This is a genomic window from Curtobacterium sp. MCSS17_011 (assembly GCF_003224275.1).
Lineage (GTDB): Bacteria > Actinomycetota > Actinomycetes > Actinomycetales > Microbacteriaceae > Curtobacterium.
In genome coordinates, this window is the sequence record NZ_QKLE01000029.1 from 1 (window position 1) to 18,187 (window position 18,187).

15 protein-coding genes are annotated in these 18,187 nt (G+C 70.5%); 8 read left to right on the top strand and 7 right to left on the bottom strand.

Annotated features, from left to right (window positions below; all coding sequences use genetic code 11):
- From DEJ17_RS15030 to DEJ17_RS15040, 3 genes are all read right to left on the bottom strand, one after another.
- On the bottom strand, nt 1-364 hold a 364-nt coding region (locus DEJ17_RS15030; RefSeq protein ID WP_309146746.1), incomplete at its 3' end, for a biotin/lipoyl-containing protein.
- Between the two features lie 73 nt (nt 365-437).
- Nucleotides 438-1,811 carry a dihydrolipoyl dehydrogenase gene (gene lpdA / locus DEJ17_RS15035; protein WP_110894994.1) on the bottom strand — a complete coding sequence of 458 codons (1,374 nt, stop codon included), beginning with the start codon at nt 1,809-1,811 and terminating at the stop codon, nt 438-440.
- A gap of 156 nt (nt 1,812-1,967) precedes the next feature.
- Nucleotides 1,968-3,458 carry a leucyl aminopeptidase gene (locus tag DEJ17_RS15040; protein WP_110894995.1) on the bottom strand — a complete coding sequence of 497 codons (1,491 nt, stop codon included), beginning with the start codon at nt 3,456-3,458 and terminating at the stop codon, nt 1,968-1,970.
- Between the two features lie 76 nt (nt 3,459-3,534).
- Here DEJ17_RS15040 and DEJ17_RS15045 point away from each other — a divergent pair, with 76 nt between their 5' ends.
- From DEJ17_RS15045 to DEJ17_RS15065, 5 genes are all read left to right on the top strand, one after another.
- Nucleotides 3,535-4,464, top strand: coding sequence for a proteasome assembly chaperone family protein (locus DEJ17_RS15045; RefSeq protein ID WP_110894996.1), 930 nt, complete (start codon nt 3,535-3,537; stop codon nt 4,462-4,464).
- Nucleotides 4,465-4,621: 157 nt separating this feature from the next.
- The gene (locus DEJ17_RS15050) at nt 4,622-5,941 is read left to right on the top strand and encodes a nitrate/nitrite transporter (RefSeq protein ID WP_110894997.1); all 1,320 of its coding nucleotides are present in this window, start codon (nt 4,622-4,624) and stop codon (nt 5,939-5,941) included.
- A 193-nt stretch (nt 5,942-6,134) separates the two neighbouring features.
- The gene (locus tag DEJ17_RS15055; protein WP_110894998.1) at nt 6,135-7,394 is read left to right on the top strand and encodes an RNA polymerase sigma factor; all 1,260 of its coding nucleotides are present in this window, start codon (nt 6,135-6,137) and stop codon (nt 7,392-7,394) included.
- A gap of 6 nt (nt 7,395-7,400) precedes the next feature.
- Nucleotides 7,401-8,660 carry a MurT ligase domain-containing protein gene (locus tag DEJ17_RS15060; protein WP_110894999.1) on the top strand — a complete coding sequence of 420 codons (1,260 nt, stop codon included), beginning with the start codon at nt 7,401-7,403 and terminating at the stop codon, nt 8,658-8,660.
- Nucleotides 8,657-9,430, top strand: coding sequence for a type 1 glutamine amidotransferase (locus DEJ17_RS15065; protein WP_110895000.1), 774 nt, complete (start codon nt 8,657-8,659; stop codon nt 9,428-9,430). The genes DEJ17_RS15060 and DEJ17_RS15065 overlap by 4 nt, the downstream gene beginning before the upstream one ends.
- A 94-nt stretch (nt 9,431-9,524) precedes the next feature.
- Here DEJ17_RS15065 and DEJ17_RS15070 read toward each other — a convergent pair whose 3' ends face one another.
- A complete protein-coding gene (locus DEJ17_RS15070) occupies nt 9,525-9,749 on the bottom strand; it encodes a hypothetical protein (protein WP_017886093.1) in 225 nt (74 codons plus the stop codon).
- Nucleotides 9,750-9,916: 167 nt separating this feature from the next.
- Between DEJ17_RS15070 and DEJ17_RS15075 the strand changes: the two genes are divergently transcribed.
- The gene (locus tag DEJ17_RS15075; protein WP_110895001.1) at nt 9,917-12,043 is read left to right on the top strand and encodes a type IIA DNA topoisomerase subunit B; all 2,127 of its coding nucleotides are present in this window, start codon (nt 9,917-9,919) and stop codon (nt 12,041-12,043) included.
- Between the two features lie 222 nt (nt 12,044-12,265).
- Here the strand turns inward: DEJ17_RS15075 and DEJ17_RS15080 are convergent, their stop codons facing one another.
- On the bottom strand, nt 12,266-14,752 hold the full coding sequence (locus tag DEJ17_RS15080; protein WP_110895002.1) for a DNA topoisomerase (ATP-hydrolyzing) subunit A: 2,487 nt from the start codon (nt 14,750-14,752) through the stop codon (nt 12,266-12,268).
- Between the two features lie 43 nt (nt 14,753-14,795).
- Between DEJ17_RS15080 and DEJ17_RS15085 the strand changes: the two genes are divergently transcribed.
- On the top strand, nt 14,796-15,962 hold the full coding sequence (locus DEJ17_RS15085; RefSeq protein ID WP_181421233.1) for an alkaline phosphatase family protein: 1,167 nt from the start codon (nt 14,796-14,798) through the stop codon (nt 15,960-15,962).
- A 34-nt stretch (nt 15,963-15,996) separates the two neighbouring features.
- Here DEJ17_RS15085 and sepH read toward each other — a convergent pair whose 3' ends face one another.
- Nucleotides 15,997-17,025, bottom strand: a complete 1,029-nt coding sequence (gene sepH, locus DEJ17_RS15090) for a septation protein SepH (RefSeq protein WP_181421235.1) — start codon at nt 17,023-17,025, stop codon at nt 15,997-15,999.
- 298 nt (nt 17,026-17,323) lie between these two features.
- On the opposite strand from sepH, the gene DEJ17_RS15095 reads away from it, so the two are divergent.
- A complete protein-coding gene (locus DEJ17_RS15095) occupies nt 17,324-17,623 on the top strand; it encodes a DUF4193 domain-containing protein (protein WP_017886098.1) in 300 nt (99 codons plus the stop codon).
- A 128-nt stretch (nt 17,624-17,751) separates the two neighbouring features.
- Here DEJ17_RS15095 and DEJ17_RS15100 read toward each other — a convergent pair whose 3' ends face one another.
- Complete coding sequence (locus DEJ17_RS15100; protein WP_110895004.1) at nt 17,752-18,183, bottom strand: DUF3093 domain-containing protein; 432 nt, start codon at nt 18,181-18,183, stop codon at nt 17,752-17,754.
- Nucleotides 18,184-18,187: the final 4 nt, after the last annotated feature.

The following is an 18,187-nucleotide window of genomic DNA, read 5'->3' on the forward strand; positions in this document are numbered from 1 at the left end:
GTGCGGGGGTCTCGGCCTCCTGTTCCGTGCTCGGAGCGGCCTCGGGCTCCTCGGCGTCGGCAGCGGCGGCGTTCGCGTCGTCGGCGCCGGAGTCGGACGAGTCCGAACCGGAGTCGGACGAGCCGGAGCCGTCGCCGATCTTCACGAGGGCGGTACCGACCTCGACGGTCTCGTCCTCCTGCACCAGGATCTCCTCCACGACACCGGCGATCGGCGACGGGATCTCGGTGTCGACCTTGTCGGTCGAGACCTCGAGCAGCGGCTCGTCGACCTCGACCCGGTCACCGACGTTCTTCAGCCATCGGGTCACCGTGCCCTCGGTGACGCTCTCGCCGAGCGCCGGGAGGTTGACGGATTCGCTCATCGGGTGGACTCCTCTTCGCGGGGGATTGCAGTGGTTGTTGATGTCATTGTCACAGTGCGCTGACCGGTGCCGGTCACAGCGCGTGCAGCGGCTTGCCCGCGAGGTGCAGGAACGCCTCGCCGAGGGCTTCGTTCTGGGTCGGGTGACCGTGCACCAGGGGAGCGATGTCCTCCGGGTAGGCCTCCCAGTTCACGGCGAGCTGGGCTTCACCGATGAGCTCGCCGACGCGGGCGCCGATCATGCTGACACCGACGACGGGGCCGTCCACGACGCGCACGACCTTGACGGAGCCGGAGGTCCCGATGATGTGGCTCTTGCCGTTGCCGGCCAGGTTGTACTCGTACGAGTCGACCTTGTCGGCGCCGTACTGCTCCTCGGCCTTGGCCTGCGAGAGCCCGACCGACGCGACCTCGGGGTCGGAGTAGGTGATCTTCGGGATGTTCTTGTCCTCGATGACCACCGGGTTGAGTCCGGCGATCTCCTCGGCGACGAAGATGCCCTGCTGGAAGCCGCGGTGCGCGAGCTGCAGGCCGGGGACGATGTCGCCGACGGCGTAGACGTTCGGGATGTTCGTGGCGAGACGCTCGTTCGTGGTGACGAACCCGCGGTCCATCGCCACGCCGACCTCGTCGTAGCCGACGTTCTGCGTGACCGGGCCACGGCCGACCGCGACGAGCAGGACGTCGCCGTCGAAGGTCTTGCCGTCCTCCAGTGTGACGACGACGCCGTTCTCGTGCTGCTCGACGCCCTGGAACCGGACGCCGAGCGAGAACTCGATGCCGCGCTTGCGGAACGCGCGCTCGAGCTGCTTCGACATCGACTCGTCCTCGGCGGGGACCAGGTGCGGCAGGCCCTCGACGATGGTGACCTCGGCCCCGAAGGACTTCCAGACGCTGGCGAACTCGACGCCGATGACGCCGCCGCCCAGGATGACGACCTTGTTCGGCACGTAGTCCATGCGCAGCGCGGTCTCGGAGGTGATCACGCGGCCGCCGATCTCGAGCCCGGGCAGGGACTTCGAGTAGGAGCCGGTCGCGAGCACGACGTTCTTGCCGGTGACGGTCTGGTCGCCGACCTGCACGGTGTTCTGCGAGGTCAGACGACCCCAGCCCTCGACCACGGTGATGCCGCGGGCCTTGATCAGGCCCTGCAGGCCCTTGTACTTGGAGTTGATGACGCCCTGCTGGTAGTCGATCACCTTGGGCACGTCGACACCGGTGAACTCCGCGATCACGCCGTACTTCTCGGCGTCACGCGTGCCGTCGGCGATCTCTGCGGCGTGCAGCAGCGCCTTGGTCGGGATGCAGCCGCGGTGCAGGCACGTCCCTCCGAGCTTGTCGCCCTCGATGAGCGCGACGCTCATGCCGAGTTCGGCGGCCCGGAGCGCAGCGGCGTACCCACCACTCCCGCCACCGAGGACAACGACGTCGTAAGTCTGTTCCGTCACCTGGTGCAACTCCCTCGTGCGTGTCGGGCCGATCGGGCCCTACGTGGACACCGCGGAGGGCGGCGTCCGACGGTCGGACCGCGTGGTTCCGGTCCCGTCCCGTGCAGTACCGGTGGGAGGCGCGTCGGTGCGCCGTTCCCACCGGTACCAAACCTACTACTCGGACTGGAGGTCTTCTGCGAGAGCGATGAGCGTCCGGACCATCACGCCCGTCGCACCCTTGCCCAACCAGGCGTACCCGCCGCCCTTGTTCTCCGACGGACCCGCGATGTCGAGGTGCGCCCAGGGGACACCCTCGCCGGCGAAGCGCTCGAGGAACTTGCCCGCGAGCAGCATGCCGCCGGCCGGGTTGCCGACCGTGGCGTTGACGATGTCGGCGACGTCGCTGGACAGCCGGGCCTCGAGTTCCTCGGGCAGCGGCATCGGCCAGATCGGCTCGGCGACGCCCTCGGCGACGGCGCGGACCTTCGCGACGAGGTCGTCGCTGCCCATCAGGCCGGTGGTGCGGTCGCCGAGCGCGACGACCTGGGCACCGGTCAGCGTGGCGACGTCGACGAGCGCGTCGGGCTGCTCGAGCGATGCGGCGGCCATCCCGTCGCCGAGCACCAGCCGGCCCTCGGCGTCGGTGTTCGTGACCTCGACCGTGGTGCCGTTCTTCAGGGTGAGCACGTCGCCCGGGCGGGTCGCGGTGCCGGAGGGCATGTTCTCGGCGAGGGCGAGCCACGCGGTCACGCGCACGTTCAGTCCCAGGCGGGCGGCGGCGACGGTCGCGGCGAGCACCGTGGCGGCACCCGTCATGTCGGTCTTCATGCCGAGCATCGACGCCGCGGGCTTGAGCGAGAGGCCGCCGGAGTCGAAGGTGATGCCCTTGCCCACCAGGGCGAGGTGCTTCGTGGCGGACTCCGGCGCGTAGCGGACGACGACCAGGCGCGGGGGACGCGCCGAACCGCGGCCGACGCCGAGGATGCCGCCGAAGCCCTGCTCCTCGAGCGCCTGCTCGTCGAGGACCTCGACGGTGAGCGGCAGGTCCGAGGCGAACCCGGTCGCGACGTCGGCGACGTCCTGCGGTCCGAGGTCGCCCGCGGCGGTGTTCACGAGGTCGCGCACGAGCGACGCGGCGTCGGCGACGATCGCCGGACGGACGGCGGCGTCGGCGGCGACGTCGGCGGGGGCGACGACCTCGATGCGCTGGTCACCCCGGGCCGGGGCCTTGGTGCCGGTGCCCTTGTGTCGGGTGAAGGCGTACGCGCCGAGTGCCGCGCCCTCGAGCGCGGCGTCGACGAGCTCGGCCGAGTCGGTCGGCAGGGCGAGGGTGATCGACTCGACCTGGGGGAGCTGGCGGACGGCACTGCCCGCGGCGGCGCGGATCGCGGCGACCCCCGTGGCGGACCCGAGACCGATGAGCGCGACGGACTTCGCGCCCACTCCGGCAGCGGGCAGGCGGACCAGCTGGTCCTTCGCCCCGGTGACCCCGATGGCGGCCAGGTCGAGGTCGGCGAGGGCGTCGATCGTCCCCAGGGCGGTGGAGGCGAGCACAGCGGTGCTGTCGGCCTCGCCGGACGAGCCCGGACGGACCCCGACGACGAGCACGTCGGCGGTGGTGGTCTCGGGGGGTGAACTGGTGGTGGAGAGCGTCGGTCGGACCATGCTCCAACCCTACCGACGGCCTGTTCGCTGTCGGCGTGGTCGTCGCGCACCGGGGACGTCGGAGGCCCCGCCTAGCATGGGGACGGTGAACCACCCCGAGGAGCTCTACACGTTCGACACGGACGCCCCGACCGTTCCGGCAGGGTTGCACCTGATCGCCGGGCTGACCGGTTTCGCCGATGCCGGCTCGGCCGTCGCGCAGGTGACGAACTCGATCCTCGAGGACCTCGACACCGAGCTCGTCGCCGAGTTCGACCCCGACGTGCTGCTCGACTGGCGGGCCCGTCGCCCGGTCATCACCTTCGAGCACGACCACATCAGCGCCGTCGAGCCGCCCCGTCTGGCCCTGCACCTGGTGCGCGACGAGATCGGCCAGCCGTTCCTGTTCCTGTCGGGCTACGAGCCTGACTTCCAGTGGAACCGCTTCGTCCGCGCCGTCACCGGGCTCGCCGACGACCTGCAGGTGGCTGACACCACGTGGGTGCAGTCCATCCCGATGCCGGTCCCGCACACCCGTCCGATCAGCCTCACGGTCTCCGGCACCCGGGCAGACCTCGTCGAGCAGATGAGCGTCTGGAAGCCCGAGACCCAGGCGCCGGCGAACGTCCTGCACCTGGTCGAGCACCGCCTCGCCGAGACGGGCGCGCAGGTCACGGGGCTCGTGCTGCTCGTGCCCCACTACCTGTCCGACACCGAGTTCCCCGACGCCGCCGTCGCAGCACTCTCCGGCATCGCCGCCGCGACCGGGCTCATCTTCCCGACGGACGCCCTGCGCGAGTCGGGTCGCGAGTTCCTCACCCGCGTCGACGAGCAGGTCGCCGGCAACGCCGAGCTGCAGCGACTCGTCTCCGTGCTCGAGGAGCGGCACGACACCTACATGGAGGGCAACCCCGTCGCCTCGCCGCTCACCGGCGTCGACGGGCAGGTCCCGACCGCGGACGCGATCGCGGCGGAGCTCGAGCGCTTCCTGGCTGACCGGCGCACCCAGGGCGACGCGACCGACTGACCGTCGCGGGATCCGGACGTCCCGACAGGACGGCCTGGAGGCTCGTGGCGGCCCCGTACCGCGCCTCCAGGCCGTCCTCCGGTCGCCCGCACGACGTGACGCACGTCGACGACGCTCGTCGCGTATCGACGCGGGGACGCGTCGGTAGCCTGGACCGGTGAACTCCCGTCGTGCCTTCCTGATCTGGGGCGTCGCGGTCCTCGCGTACGTCCTCGCCGTGGTGCAGCGGTCCTCGCTCGGGGTGTCCGGCGTCGACGCGCAGGACCGGTTCGCGGTGTCCGCCGCCGTCCTGTCCACCCTCGCCGTGGTGCAGATCGCCGTCTACGCGGGACTCCAGATCCCGGTGGGGATCGCCCTCGACCGTGTGGGCCCGCGCAGGCTCGTGCTCCTCGGTGCCGCGCTGCTCGTCGTCGGGCAGGCGGTCGTCGCGGTGTCGCCGTCGATCGGCCCGGCCATCGCGGGGCGTGTGCTCGTCGGGGCCGGCGACGCGATGACCTTCATCTCGGTGATCCGACTGGTGCCGATGTGGTTCAGCGGGCGGATCCTGCCGCAGATCTCGCAGTGGACGGGCAACCTCGGGCAGATCGGCCAGATCCTGTCGGCGTTCCCCTTCGCCGTGCTCCTGCACACCGTCGGCTGGACCCCGGCCTTCGGCGTCGCCGCCGCCGCCAGCGCGGTGGGGCTCGTGCTGGCGGCCGTCTTCGTCCGGAACGGGCCGGTCCAGGTCCGCACCGACGCGATCCCGCTGCCGAACTCGTGGGCTGCGGCCTTCGGCACGTTCGGGCACGCGCTCCGGCGGCCCGGCACCCAGCTGGGTTTCTGGTCGCACTACGTGACGCAGTCCTCCGGCACCGTCTTCTCGCTGCTCTGGGGCGTGCCGATGCTGCGCGGGCTCGGGTACTCGCCGGGTGAGGCAGCGGGGTTCCTCACCGTCATCGTGGTCGTCGGCTTCGTCGCCGGGCCGGTGCTCGGCCTGCTCTGCGCGCGGTTCCCGATGCGCCGGTCGAACCTGGTGCTCGGCGTCGTCGTCCTGCTCGCGGTGATCTGGACGGCGATCCTGCTGTGGCCGGGGCACCCGCCGACGTGGCTGCTCGTGCTGCTCGTCGTGGCGATGGGCATCGGCGGTCCCGGCTCGCTGATCGGGTTCGACTTCGCACGGACGTTCAACCCGGTCGGGTCCCTCGGCTCCGCGAACGGCGTCGTGAACGTCGGCGGGTTCCTGGCGGCCTTCGTGATGATGTACCTGATCGGGCTCCTGCTCGACCTCGTGTCGGGCGTCACGGGCGAGACGGTCTTCGCCTGGGACAACTTCCGGATCGCCCTGACCGTGCAGTACGTCGTCGTCGGGTTCGGCGTCGGGATGCTGCTGCACGCGCGCCGACGGACACGCCGGGTGCTGCACGCCGAGGAAGGAATACGGGTGGGGCCACTCTGGGTTGCACTCGTTGCGCGCCTGCGGAAGCAGCACGTGCAATAATGATCACGGACCCGTTCGGGACCCCTGTCTGTCGGAGCACTTCGGTGCGCCGGTGAACTCGGGGGACTTGACATGGGTCCTAGTGCTGCCCGGAACGGTAGGACTCGTACGACGCGGGGGACTGCGGCGCGGGACCTGGGCGGCGAGGGAGGCCACGACCCCACGAACGTGGCACGACGAGAGAGGTGATCGCATGGCTGCCCGGAGCACGACGATCGATCCCACGAAGGACACCGAGCCCGAGGGCGCGGTGGCGGAGGACGCCACCGAGGCCGAAGGGACCGCGGCGCCGAAGAAGCGCGCCACCAAGGCCCCCGCCAAGAAGGCGCCTGCCAAGAAGGCAGCGCCCAAGGCGAAGAAGACCGACGCCGTCGACGAGGCCATCGCCTCCGACGAGCCCGTCGAGGAGCCGACCGACGAGGCCGACGACACCGACGACAAGACGGCCAAGCCGGACGCCGCAGCTGCGGTCGCCGCCGGTGCGCTCGTCATCTCGCAGACCGACGACGACGAGGCGCCGGTCTACTCGACCACCATCACGGGTGCCACCGCCGACCCGGTGAAGGACTACCTCAAGCAGATCGGCAAGGTCGCCCTGCTGAACGCCGAGCAGGAGGTCGAGCTCGCGATGCGGATCGAGGCGGGCCTGTTCGCCGAGGACAAGCTGCAGCACGCGACGGGGCTCTCGAAGCCCGCCGAGCGTGAACTGCGCTGGGTGGCTCGAGACGGACAACGTGCGAAGTCGCACCTGCTCGGCGCGAACCTCCGCCTCGTCGTCTCACTGGCCAAGCGCTACACCGGTCGCGGCATGCAGTTCCTGGACCTCATCCAGGAGGGCAACCTGGGCTTGATCCGTGCGGTCGAGAAGTTCGACTACACCAAGGGCTTCAAGTTCTCGACCTACGCGACGTGGTGGATCCGTCAGGCCATCACCCGTGCCATGGCCGACCAGGCCCGCACCATCCGCATCCCGGTGCACATGGTCGAGGTCATCAACAAGCTCGCCCGCGTGCAGCGTCAGATGCTGCAGGACCTCGGTCGCGAACCCACTCCGGAAGAGCTCGCCCGCGAGCTCGACATGACCCCGGAGAAGGTCGTCGAGGTCCAGAAGTACGGCCGCGAGCCGATCTCGCTGCACACGCCCCTGGGTGAGGACGGCGACTCGGAGTTCGGTGACCTCATCGAGGACACCGAGGCGGTCGTGCCGGCCGACGCGGTGGGCTTCACGATGCTGCAGAAGCAGCTCGAGAGCCTGCTCGACTCCCTGTCCGAGCGCGAGGCGGGCGTCATTCGCATGCGCTTCGGCCTCGGTGACGGCCAGCCGAAGACCCTCGACCAGATCGGCGACACGTTCGGCGTGACGCGTGAGCGCATCCGTCAGATCGAGTCCAAGACGATGGCGAAGCTCCGCCACCCGTCGCGGTCGCAGTCGCTGCGCGACTACCTCGAGTAAGCCGGCATGCGCTTCTTCATCCCGATCCTGATCGGGCGGATCCTCCGTGCCCTCGCCCGTGCGCGGGGCGGCGGGTCCGCCTACCCGGGGTTCATCGTCCTGAAGCTCGTGCCGGACTTCCTGCAGCACGTGACGAAGCAGTTCCCGAACGGCGTCGTCTTCGTGCTCGGCTCGAACGGCAAGTCGACGACGACGCACATGATCTCCGACATCGTCCGGGCACACGGGCTGCGGGTCTTCACGAACCCGTCCGGCGCGAACCTGCCGCAGGGCATCGCGTCGGCCCTGCTGTCCGAGGTCTCGCTGACCGGGCGCCTCAAGGCGGACATCGGCATCCTCGAGGTCGACGAGGCCTTCGCGGTCGAGCTCGCCGGCATCCTGTCGCCGTCGACGGTGACGATGCTCAACGTGCAGGTCGACCAGCTGTACCGGTTCTTCGAGACCGAGCGCGTGGCGACGATGATGCTCGACACCGCCGCACTGTCGACGGCGAACGTCATCACGAACCACGACGACCAGTTCCTCGACGGCTACACCGGCACCCCCGGGCAGCACGTCCTGCGGTTCGGTGCGAGCGACGAGGTCATCGCCGCAGCGCCGAACGGTCTGCAGAACGCCGACTCGTTCGACGCCGGCGACCGTGCCCAGCACACCGCCGACGCCGAGGTCGTGGCACACACGGGCGACGGCGCGACGATCCGCTTCGACGGGGCCGAGATCCCGGTCCGCCTGCCCGCCCGCGGCCTGCACTACGCGGTCGACGCCGCTGCAGCCACCGCGACGGTGAGTGCGGCTCTCGGTGCGCAGTTCCGCGCGGACGCCGTGACCAAGGCCTTCAGCACGATGAAGCCCGCGTACGGCCGCGGCGAGCGACTCCCCATCGCGGGCGAGTCCGCTGAGTTCACGATGTTCAAGAACGCCGCGAGCCTGCAGCTCAACCTCGACGCCCTGCCGGACCAGCCCGAGCAGGTCCTGATGGCGATCGACGAGGGCACACCCGACATCTCCTGGATCTACGACATCGACTTCTCGAAGCTCGACCACGTGGACGTCGTCTCCGGTGACAAGGCGTGGCAGATCGCGATCGCGCTCGAGCACGCCGGTGTCCGCATCGGCCGGGTCGAGCCCGACGTCGAAGCGGCCATCAAGCACATGGAGCAGCTCGGCTCGACGACCCGCGGGACGAAGAACTTCATCGTCAACTACGAGATCATGATGATCGCCCGCAAGGCCCTCGGCCACCCGGACATGGAGAAGACCGCATGACGGCCGATCGGCTGACCATCCTGCACGTCTACCCCCGGCAGATGGGCGTCTCGGGCGACCGTGGCAACGTCGCGGCCCTGGTGCGCCGTGCTGCCGCCGCGGACATCGAGACCCAGGTCCTCGAGTACGCGCCCGGTGACGACCTGCCGACCACGGCCGACGTCGTCGTCATCGGCAACGGCCCCCTCAGTGCGATGCGGTCCCTGGGCGAGGACGTCACGCGCGTCCGCGGAGCGCTCCGCGCGTTCGCGACCGACGGTGTGCCGGTGATCGCCGTCGGCGGTGGGTTCGACCTCGCGACGAACGAGGTCGTGCCGACCGAGGGCGCACCGGTCGCAGGCTTCGGTGTCTTCGACGCCCGTGCGGTCCGCGGTGCCGAGCGCCGGGTGAACTACTTCGTGCTCGAGACCCGGTACCCGCTGCTCGCCGGAGCGCCGAAGCGTCTCGCCGGCTTCGAGGACCACGCGACCCGCATCGAGCTCGCTGCCGGGGTCACCCCCTTCGCCGACGTTGTCTCCGGCGGCGGCAACCAGGCCGGATCCCCGGTCGAGGGCGCGATCGTCGGGAACTCCTTCGGCACGCACACCCAGGGGCCGGTCCTGCCGCTCAACCCGCAGCTGACCGACGGCGTCCTCGCCGCGGCCGCCACACGGCTGGGCCGCGAGTACGCGCCGAACGCGGAGCAGACGGCGGCCATCGACCGCTACGCGCGCGAAGCGCGCGCCACGGTCGATCGCTACGTCGACAAGGCGTTCAAGCGCATCGCCTGACGGCCGCTCGCTGCGGACGTCGAACGCGTCCGCGCAAAGACGGGAGGCGCGGTGCCAGCTGGCACCGCGCCTCCCGTCTTCGTGTCGGTTGCGACTACTTCGACTCGTAGAGCCGGCTGCTCTCGTCGTGCCACTCGATGGCGGTCGCCGCGAGCTTGTCCTTGAACTCGGCGCCGTGGTGGGCGCAGAAGTAGAGCTCGCCGCTCGACATGGTGGCTCGGATGTAGGCCTGCGCCCCGCAGCTGTCGCAACGGTCGGCGGCGGTCAGCTGGTGGTTGCTGACTTCGTCGATGGAGGGGTCCTGCACGGTCTGGGTCATTGCTGTGCTCCTCACGGATCGCAGGTGGTGCCGGGTGGTTGCACCATTTCAACACGTGATGCCTGAGAGCGACGCATTGTCGGGGCCTGTTTCGCTCAGCGCGGATCGCTTGGCCCCAGTGCGAGTGTCCACACGGTGCTGTCGGTGCCGCTCGGTAAACTCCGACGGTGAGCTCCGACTACTCCGCACGCCATCTCTCCGTCCTCGAAGGGCTCGAGGCGGTCCGGAAGCGGCCGGGCATGTACATCGGCTCGACGGACTCCCGCGGGCTCATGCACTGCCTGTGGGAGATCATCGACAACTCGGTCGACGAAGCCCTGGCGGGGCACGGTGACGAGATCGGTGTCGTGCTGCACGCGGACGGCTCGGTCGAGGTCCGTGACACCGCCCGGGGCATCCCCGTCGACGTCGAACCGAAGACCGGTCTGACCGGGGTCGAGGTCGTGTTCACCAAGCTGCACGCCGGCGGCAAGTTCGGCTCCGGGTCGTACGCGGCCTCGGGTGGCCTGCACGGCGTCGGCGCCTCCGTCGTGAACGCCCTGTCGGAGCGCCTCGACGTCGAGGTCGACCGCGGCGGCAAGACCTACGCCATGTCGTTCCATCGTGGCGAGCCCGGCATCTTCGACGACAGCAAGGGCATCGGCCCGGACGCTCCCTTCGCGCCCTTCACCTCGGGCAGCGAGCTGCGTGTGGTGGGCAAGGTCAAGAAGGGCGTCACCGGCTCCCGGATCCGGTACTGGGCGGACCGGCAGATCTTCACCGCCGACGCCCGGTTCAGCACCGACGACCTGGTCACCCGTGCCCGGCAGACCGCCTTCCTCGTGCCCGGGCTCGGCATCACCATCACCGACGAGCGCGCGGCGTCGATCGAGGCCGCTGCCGCCCGGGCCGAGGCGACGGGCACCACCGTGGCCGCCGGGCCGGTGGTCGAGCGCTTCCGGTACGAAGGAGGCATCGGCGAGTTCGTCGAGCACCTGGCCGTCGACAGCCCCCTCACCGACGTCTGGCGCGTGCAGGGGACCGGCACCTTCACCGAGACCGTGCCGATGCTCGACGACAAGGGCCACATGGTCTCCACCTCGGTCGAGCGCGAGTGCGAGGTCGACCTGGCCCTCCGCTGGGGCAGCGGCTACGAGACCGTGTTCCGCAGCTTCGTCAACATCATCGCGACGCCGAAGGGCGGAACGCACCAGGCCGGGTTCGAGTCCGGCGTCGTCAAGGCCGTCCGTGCCCAGGTCGAGGCGAACGCCCGCAAGCTCAAGGTCGGTCAGGACAAGCTCGACAAGGACGACGTGCTCGCCGGCATGACCGCGGTGCTGACCGTGCGGTTGCCCGAGCCGCAGTTCGAGGGGCAGACGAAGGAGATCCTCGGCACCCCGGCGGTCCGCAAGATCGTCGACCAGGTCGTGTCGAAGCGCATCGCCGAGATCCTCACGTCGACCCAGCGCACCGAGAAGGCGCAGGCGGCCGCCCTGCTCGAGAAGGTCGTGTCGGAGATGAAGACACGCATCTCGGCTCGCGCGCACAAGGAGACGCAGCGCCGCAAGAACGCGCTCGAGAACTCCTCGCTGCCGACGAAGCTCGCCGACTGCCGCTCGCAGGAGACCGAGGGCACGGAGCTCTTCATCGTCGAGGGCGACTCGGCCCTGGGTACCGCGAAGCTCGCCCGCAACAGCGAGTACCAGGCGCTGCTGCCGATCCGCGGCAAGATCCTCAACGTGCAGAAGGCGTCCGTGTCGGACATGCTCTCGAACGTCGAGTGCGCGTCGATCATCCAGGTCATCGGCGCCGGCTCGGGTCGCACGTTCGACATCGACCAGGCCCGCTACGGCAAGATCATCATCATGTCCGACGCCGACGTCGACGGCGCCCACATCCGCACGCTGCTGCTGACGCTGTTCTTCCGGTACATGCGGCCGATGATCGAGCAGGGCCGGGTCTTCGCCGCCGTGCCGCCGCTGCACCGGGTCGTCGTGGTGAACCGCGGCAAGCCGAACGACACGCTCTACACGTACTCCGAGCAGGAGCTGCAGACCGTGCTGAAGAAGCTCGAGAAGACGGGCAAGAAGTACCAGGAGCCGATCCAGCGGTACAAGGGCCTGGGCGAGATGGACGCGGACCAGCTGGCCGAGACCACGATGGACCGCGCACACCGCACGTTGCGCCGGGTGAACGTGACCCATGCCGAGGGCGCCGCGAAGGTGTTCGAGCTGCTCATGGGCAACGACGTCGCACCGCGCAAGGAGTTCATCCTGGCGGGCGAGGGCCTGGACCGCGACCGCATCGACGCGTAGCGCGTGCTCACGCGCTGAGCGACAGTTCACGTGACCGCGGGCCCGTGACATGTCGCTCAGCGCGAAACGCTTTCGCGACGGCGGACGGGAGGCCCGTGGCGGCGCCGCCACGAGCCTCCAGGCCGTGCGCCGTGCGTTCTCACGCGCTGGGCGACACCTCACGGGGTCCGAAGAGCGTGAGGTGTCGCCAGGCGCGAAAGGTGGCGGACGGGCAGCGCCCGCCTACGCCTCGCCGGCGGTGCCGTCGAGGGTCGCGGCGCTGCCGCCGATCGAGCCGATGACGGCCTCGAGCGGTGCTCCCGACCCGTCACGCTTCGACAGCCAGTCGGGCAGGGTCCGTGCGGCGCCGTCGGTGCCGACGGCGTGCGGCGGCGCGATGCCCGCCCATCCCACTGTGAGCCCGTCCTCGCCCTTCAGGAACGCGTGCGCCCGGACACCCTGGGTGGCACGGCCCTTCGCCGGGAACTCCGACAGCGCGGAGACCTTGGCGCGACCGGCGTCGGTGCCGGGCAGCGCGGTCGAGGTGGTGGACACCGTGGCGACCACGGCGTCGTCGGAGCGTGCGACCGAGCCGAACCAGATCACGACGGCGCCGTCAGCGAGCGCCATGCCTGCCACACCACCGGCGGGCAGCCCCTGTGCCCGGACGACGGACGCCGGGAACCGCAGCAGCTGTGCGTTCGAGCTGATGAACACCAGGTCGTCGGACTCCGGTGCCTGGGCCGCGCCGACCACGCGGTCACCGGGCTTCAGGCCGATGGCCACGAACTCCGGCTTGTCGGGCCAGGTGCCGGGCACGACGCGCTTCACCACGCCCTGCGCGGTACCGATGGCGAGGGAGTCCGACGACGCGCCGGACAGGTCGACGATCGCCACGACGGTCTCGCCCTTGGTGAGCGCCAGGAAGTCGGTGACCCGGACACCGGCGTCGAGCCGGACCGCGGCGGGCGGTACGGCGGGGACGTCGACGGGGGAGAGCCGGAGGACCCGCCCGGTTGACGTGATCGCGCCGATCTGCCCGCGCACCGTGCTCACCACGGCGGAGCGGACGGCGTCGTGCTTCGAGCGCTTCGGTACGCGGACGATGCCGAGCTCCGACGTCGGGATGTCGACCCGGATGAGCCGTCCGGTGGTCGAGAGCAGCACGCGGCAGGGGGAGTCGGCGATCTGCAGGGACTCCGGGTCGACCGCGGCCTTCCGACCGCCCTTCACCGGGGCGTCGGCCTCGGTGAGCAGCGTGCGGCGCGGGGTGGCGAACCTGTCGGACACCTCGGTCAGCTCGAGGGCGACCTGCGCGCGGAGTCGCTCGTCGGACGCCAACAGTTCTTCGAGGGCGGCGATGTCGGCGAGCAGCTGGTCGCGCTCGGCCTCGAGCTCCATCCGCGAGAACTTCGTCAGGCGGCGCAGGCGCAGCTCGAGGATGTACTCGGCCTGTACCTCGGACAGGTCGAAGACGTCACGCAGGCGGTTGCGCGCCGCCTCGGAGTCGTCGGAGGTGCGGATGACCTGGATGACCTCGTCGATGTCGAGGATCGCGATGAGCAGGCCCTCGACCAGGTGCAGCCGTTCCTTGCGCCGCGCCAACCGGTACTGCGACCGGCGGGTGACGACGTCGAGCCGGTGCTGCACGTAGACGTCGAGCAGCTCGCGGAGCCCGAGGGTGCGGGGGGACCCGCCGACGAGGGCGACGTTGTTGATGCCGAAGCCGTCCTCGAGCGGGGTGTGCTTGTACAGCTGCTCGAGCACGGCGGTGGGGTTGAAGCCGCTCTTGATGCCGATGACGAGCCGGAGCCCGTGGTTGCGGTCGGTCAGGTCGTTGACGTCCGAGATGCCGACGAGCTTCTTGGACTGGACGCCGTCCTTGATCTTCTCGATCACACGCTCGGGGCCGACCAGGTAGGGCAGCTCGGTGACGACGAGCCCGACCTTGCGCGGAGTGAGGTTCTCGACGCTCACCTTCGCGCGGGTGCGGAACGAACCACGGCCGGTGGCGTAGGCGTCGCGGACCCCGGAGAGCCCGACGATGGTGCCGCCGGACGGCAGGTCGGGGCCGGGCACGAACTCCATGAGCTCTTCGAGGCTGGCCTGCGGGTTCATGAGCAGGTGCTTCGCGGCCTCGACGACCTCGCCCAGGTTGTGCGGCGCCATGTTCGTCGCCATGCCGACCGCGATGCCGGAGGCGCCGTTGACGAGCAGGTTCGGGAACGCCGCCGGCAGGACGCCCGGCTGCATGATCTGGTTGTCGTAGTTCGGGACGAAGTCGACGACGTCCTCGCCCAGGCCCTCGGTCATCGCCATCGACGGCTCGGCCAGCCGGGCCTCGGTGTACCGGGCTGCTGCGGGACCGTCGTCGAGGGAGCCGAAGTTGCCGTGGCCGTCGACGAGCGGCACACGCATCGTGAACGGCTGGGCCATGCGGACCAACGCGTCGTAGATCGCGCCGTCGCCGTGCGGGTGCAGCTTGCCCATCACCTCGCCCGTGACGCGGGCGCTCTTGACGTGTCCGCGGTCGGGCCGCAGCCCCATCTCGGCCATCTGGTACAGGATGCGACGCTGCACCGGCTTCAGGCCGTCGCGGGCGTCGGGCAGCGCCCGCGAGTAGATGACGGAGTACGCGTACTCGAGGAAGGAGCCCTGCATCTCCTCGGAGACGTCGACGTCCTCGATGCGCTCACCGTCGGGCAGGCCGACTACGTCCGTGCGTGCCATGGCACCTTTCTGGAGAACCGGAGTCGTCTGGAAGACTCGTGGAATGGGAACAAGCGTACCGACGGCCCCCGACGCCGCCGCGAACCTCGCCGACGTCTTCCCGAGTTGCCTCGTGGCGCTCGGTGCTGCGGACGACGCGTGGTTGCTGGACAACGGCCTGGAGGCACGGATCACCCTCCGTCCCGCCCGCTCGGCGATCGTCGTGCTGGTCGACGGCCTCGGTTCCACCGCACTGTCGGCGCGCGCCGGGCACGCGCGCTGGCTCACCGGCGCCAAGGGGACCGGCACCGCGAAGAAGCTGCGGAGCGGGTTCCCGACCACGACCGCGGCCGCCCTGAGCACCCTGACCACCGGCCGGTCGCCCGGCACCCACGGCGTCGTCGGGTACAGCGGCTGGAACCCGGACACCGGTGCCGTGATGAACCTGCTGGGCGGCTGGGACACCGAGGTGCCGGCCGACTGGTTCCTGACGTCGACCCTGTTCACCCGGGCCGCGGAGCTCGGACTCGACCCCGTCGTCGTCGGCCCGGACCGGTACCGCGCGTCCGGGATGACCGCGAACGTGCTCGGCGGGGCCCGGTACGTTCCGGCGGACACGATCCCCCAGCGCGTCGACGCCGCGCTGGCCGAGACAGCGACCGGCCGCTCGCTCGTCTACCTGTACGTGCCGGAACTCGACTCGATCGGGCACAAGCACGGCTGGCAGTCCGACCGGTGGACGGCCGCCCTCGAGCTGCTCGACGGGGAACTCGCCCGGCTCGATGCCCACGGCACCGACGACGTCGGGGTCCTGGTGACGGCGGACCACGGTGTGCTCGACGTGCCGGACCACGCGAACATCACCATCGACCCGCTGCTGCTCACCGAAGTGGTCGGCGTCGCGGGTGACCCGCGCTGCCGCCAGCTCACCGTCGCACCGGGCACCGACGTCCGCGCCCTCGTCGGAGCGTTCCGGGCGCGCTACGGCAAGAAGGCCTACGTCGCCAGCCGTGCCGAGGCGATCGAGGCCGGGTGGTTCGGGCACGTGTCCGACCAGGTGCTGCCGCGCATCGGTGACGTGCTCGTCGTGGCGCGCGGCTCGTGGGCGTTCAACGACGACCGTGCCCTGCGCGAGGACGAGACGCCGAAGCGCATGATCGGCCAGCACGGCGCGATGACCGACGAGGAGACGATCGTGCCGCTCCGGCTCGCCGGCGCGTTCGCCCTCTAGGCGCGTCAGCGCGGACGGTCGGTCGGTGTGCGGATCAGGCTGGATCGTCGTCCGGACGGGTGCCGAAGACGATCTCGTCCCAGCTCGGCATCGAGCGGCGGTTGCGCTTCTTGCGTTCGCCACGGCTCTCGGACTCCGGCGCCGAGGCCGGACGGGCATCGGAGGACTGCGGTGCGGTGTCGTGCGCCCCGCCGTCCTCGAAGCCCTGCAGCGGGATGTCGACGACGCTGATGGACGTACCGCGGGCGGGCTCGTCGCGCTGGTCGCCGAAGGACGCTGCTTCGCGCTCCCCGCGGCGACGGCGGAGCGCCTCGAGCAGGTCGGCGGTCTCGTTGCCGGGAGCGCGCTCTTCCACAGCGGCCTGGCCGATGCGGGGCAGCGGTGCACGGAGCGGCGCGTGCTGGGACGGCTCGGGCTCGGCGGCCGGCTGCTCCGGCTCGTCGACGCGGAAGGCGCCGGAGTCGAAGCGGGTGCCGTCGTCGTCCTGCTGTTCGAACTCGACCGCACGCAGGCGCGGGGCGATGCCCTCGTCGTCGGTGTGCGACAGCCGGTGGGCGTCACCGTTGTCGGGCGCGAGGGTGGAGGTCTTCGGGTCGAAGTGCCACTGGGCGTCGTGCTCGACCTCGCCCGCGGTGTAGCGGACGCGGACCTGCCAGCCGCTCTCCGGGTGCTTCCAGGAGCCCCAGGTGATCGCAGTGGCGTCGCCGGCCTCGAGCTTCGCGGTGATCGCGGGGCCGAAGGTGTCGGGGGACTCGTCGTCGACCGGGGTGACCGGGACGCGGTGCGAGGCGTCGAGGATGAAGGCGCGCTCGGCGAGGACCGGCCCCTCGAAGCGACGGACGTACTCGACGTCGACGTCGAGCGCGGCGGCCACGTCGGCGGCGTCGGCGCCACCACGGATGCGTGCCTGGACGTCCTTGGGGGAGACCCGCTTCTGCGGACCGGCGTCGGGGTTCGCCTGGCGCACCTGGCCTGGCAGCGACGAGGTGACGGGCAACCGGAACTCGGTGCCGCCGTCGGTCGCCAGGAGGAGTGCGCCGGACTCGACTCCGATGACTCTCACGTCTTGCATGGTTCCGCCTTCCCAGCGTCGCGTACGGTCCTGCTGTCGTACCCCGTGAGTATGCAGGGACGACGGGCGGTTTCCGGGGAGGCGCACGGGCGTGCCGCGGACATCCGCACGGCCGATCGCGAGGACGCGGCACTCCGGCAACGGGTGTCGGGAATGTCCGGTTCCGGTCGTGGGTTGCACAGCCAGCACGACCCGCCGCAGCACTCGGTTTGCGCTCTGGCGGGGCGTGGTGCAAACTGTCGCCGCCGATCACCCGGCGACGACCTCTCGATACGAGAAATGGATGGGCATGGCCACCGATTACGACGCCCCCCGGAAGACCGACGACAACTCCGACTCGGAGTCGATCGAGGCCCTCAAGGAGCGCGTTCCCGACAAGATGTCGGGGGTCGTCGACGATGATTCCGACAACCCCGGCAGTTTCGAACTCGCCGGGCAGGACCTCAGCGACGTCGACCTCGACGTCGTGGTGCTGCCCCCGCAGGTCGATGAGTTCACCTGCGTCGAGTGCTTCCTCGTGAAGCACCGCTCCCAGCTCGACCACGAGTCGAAGCTCGGACCGGTCTGCGCGGAATGCGCTTCGCTCTAGCGAGCACAGCCGCTTCGCTCTAGACGCAACGATCAGCGAAGGCCCCGCATCCTCCAGGGATGCGGGGCCTTCGTCGTGTGCTGCGAGGCGGGGCCGACCCGCGCCTCCAGGCCGTGTGCCGTGGTCCGTCAGGACCGCAGCGCCTCGACGACCTTGCCCGGGTGCCGGACGCTGACCAGCCAGTAGGGCGTCGGGTCCGCGGCATCGCGTACCTCGACCTTGACGACCCCGCGCACGTAGCCGCGGAAGAGCGTCCACGCGCGGGCGTCGAGTGCCGGCCCACGCTGCTCGGTGGCCGCTGCGCCCTCGAACGCCTCGGTCGTGCCGACGAGCGTGCGGGGGAGGTGTGCCTTACCCGCGCGGAACTCGGTGTCGGTGACCTCGATGGTGGGTGCGAGTGCCCACAGGAGGACCAGGACCCCGAGCTCCATCCCGATCGCCACGAGGACGCCGGCCAGGACGCTGATGGGGAGGAAGACGAGCAGGGTGGCGGGGATGACGAGCGCCGTCGCCAGGTAGAGGGCGGGCGGGGCCCAGAGTCGTTCGCGGTACAGGGTCACGGGT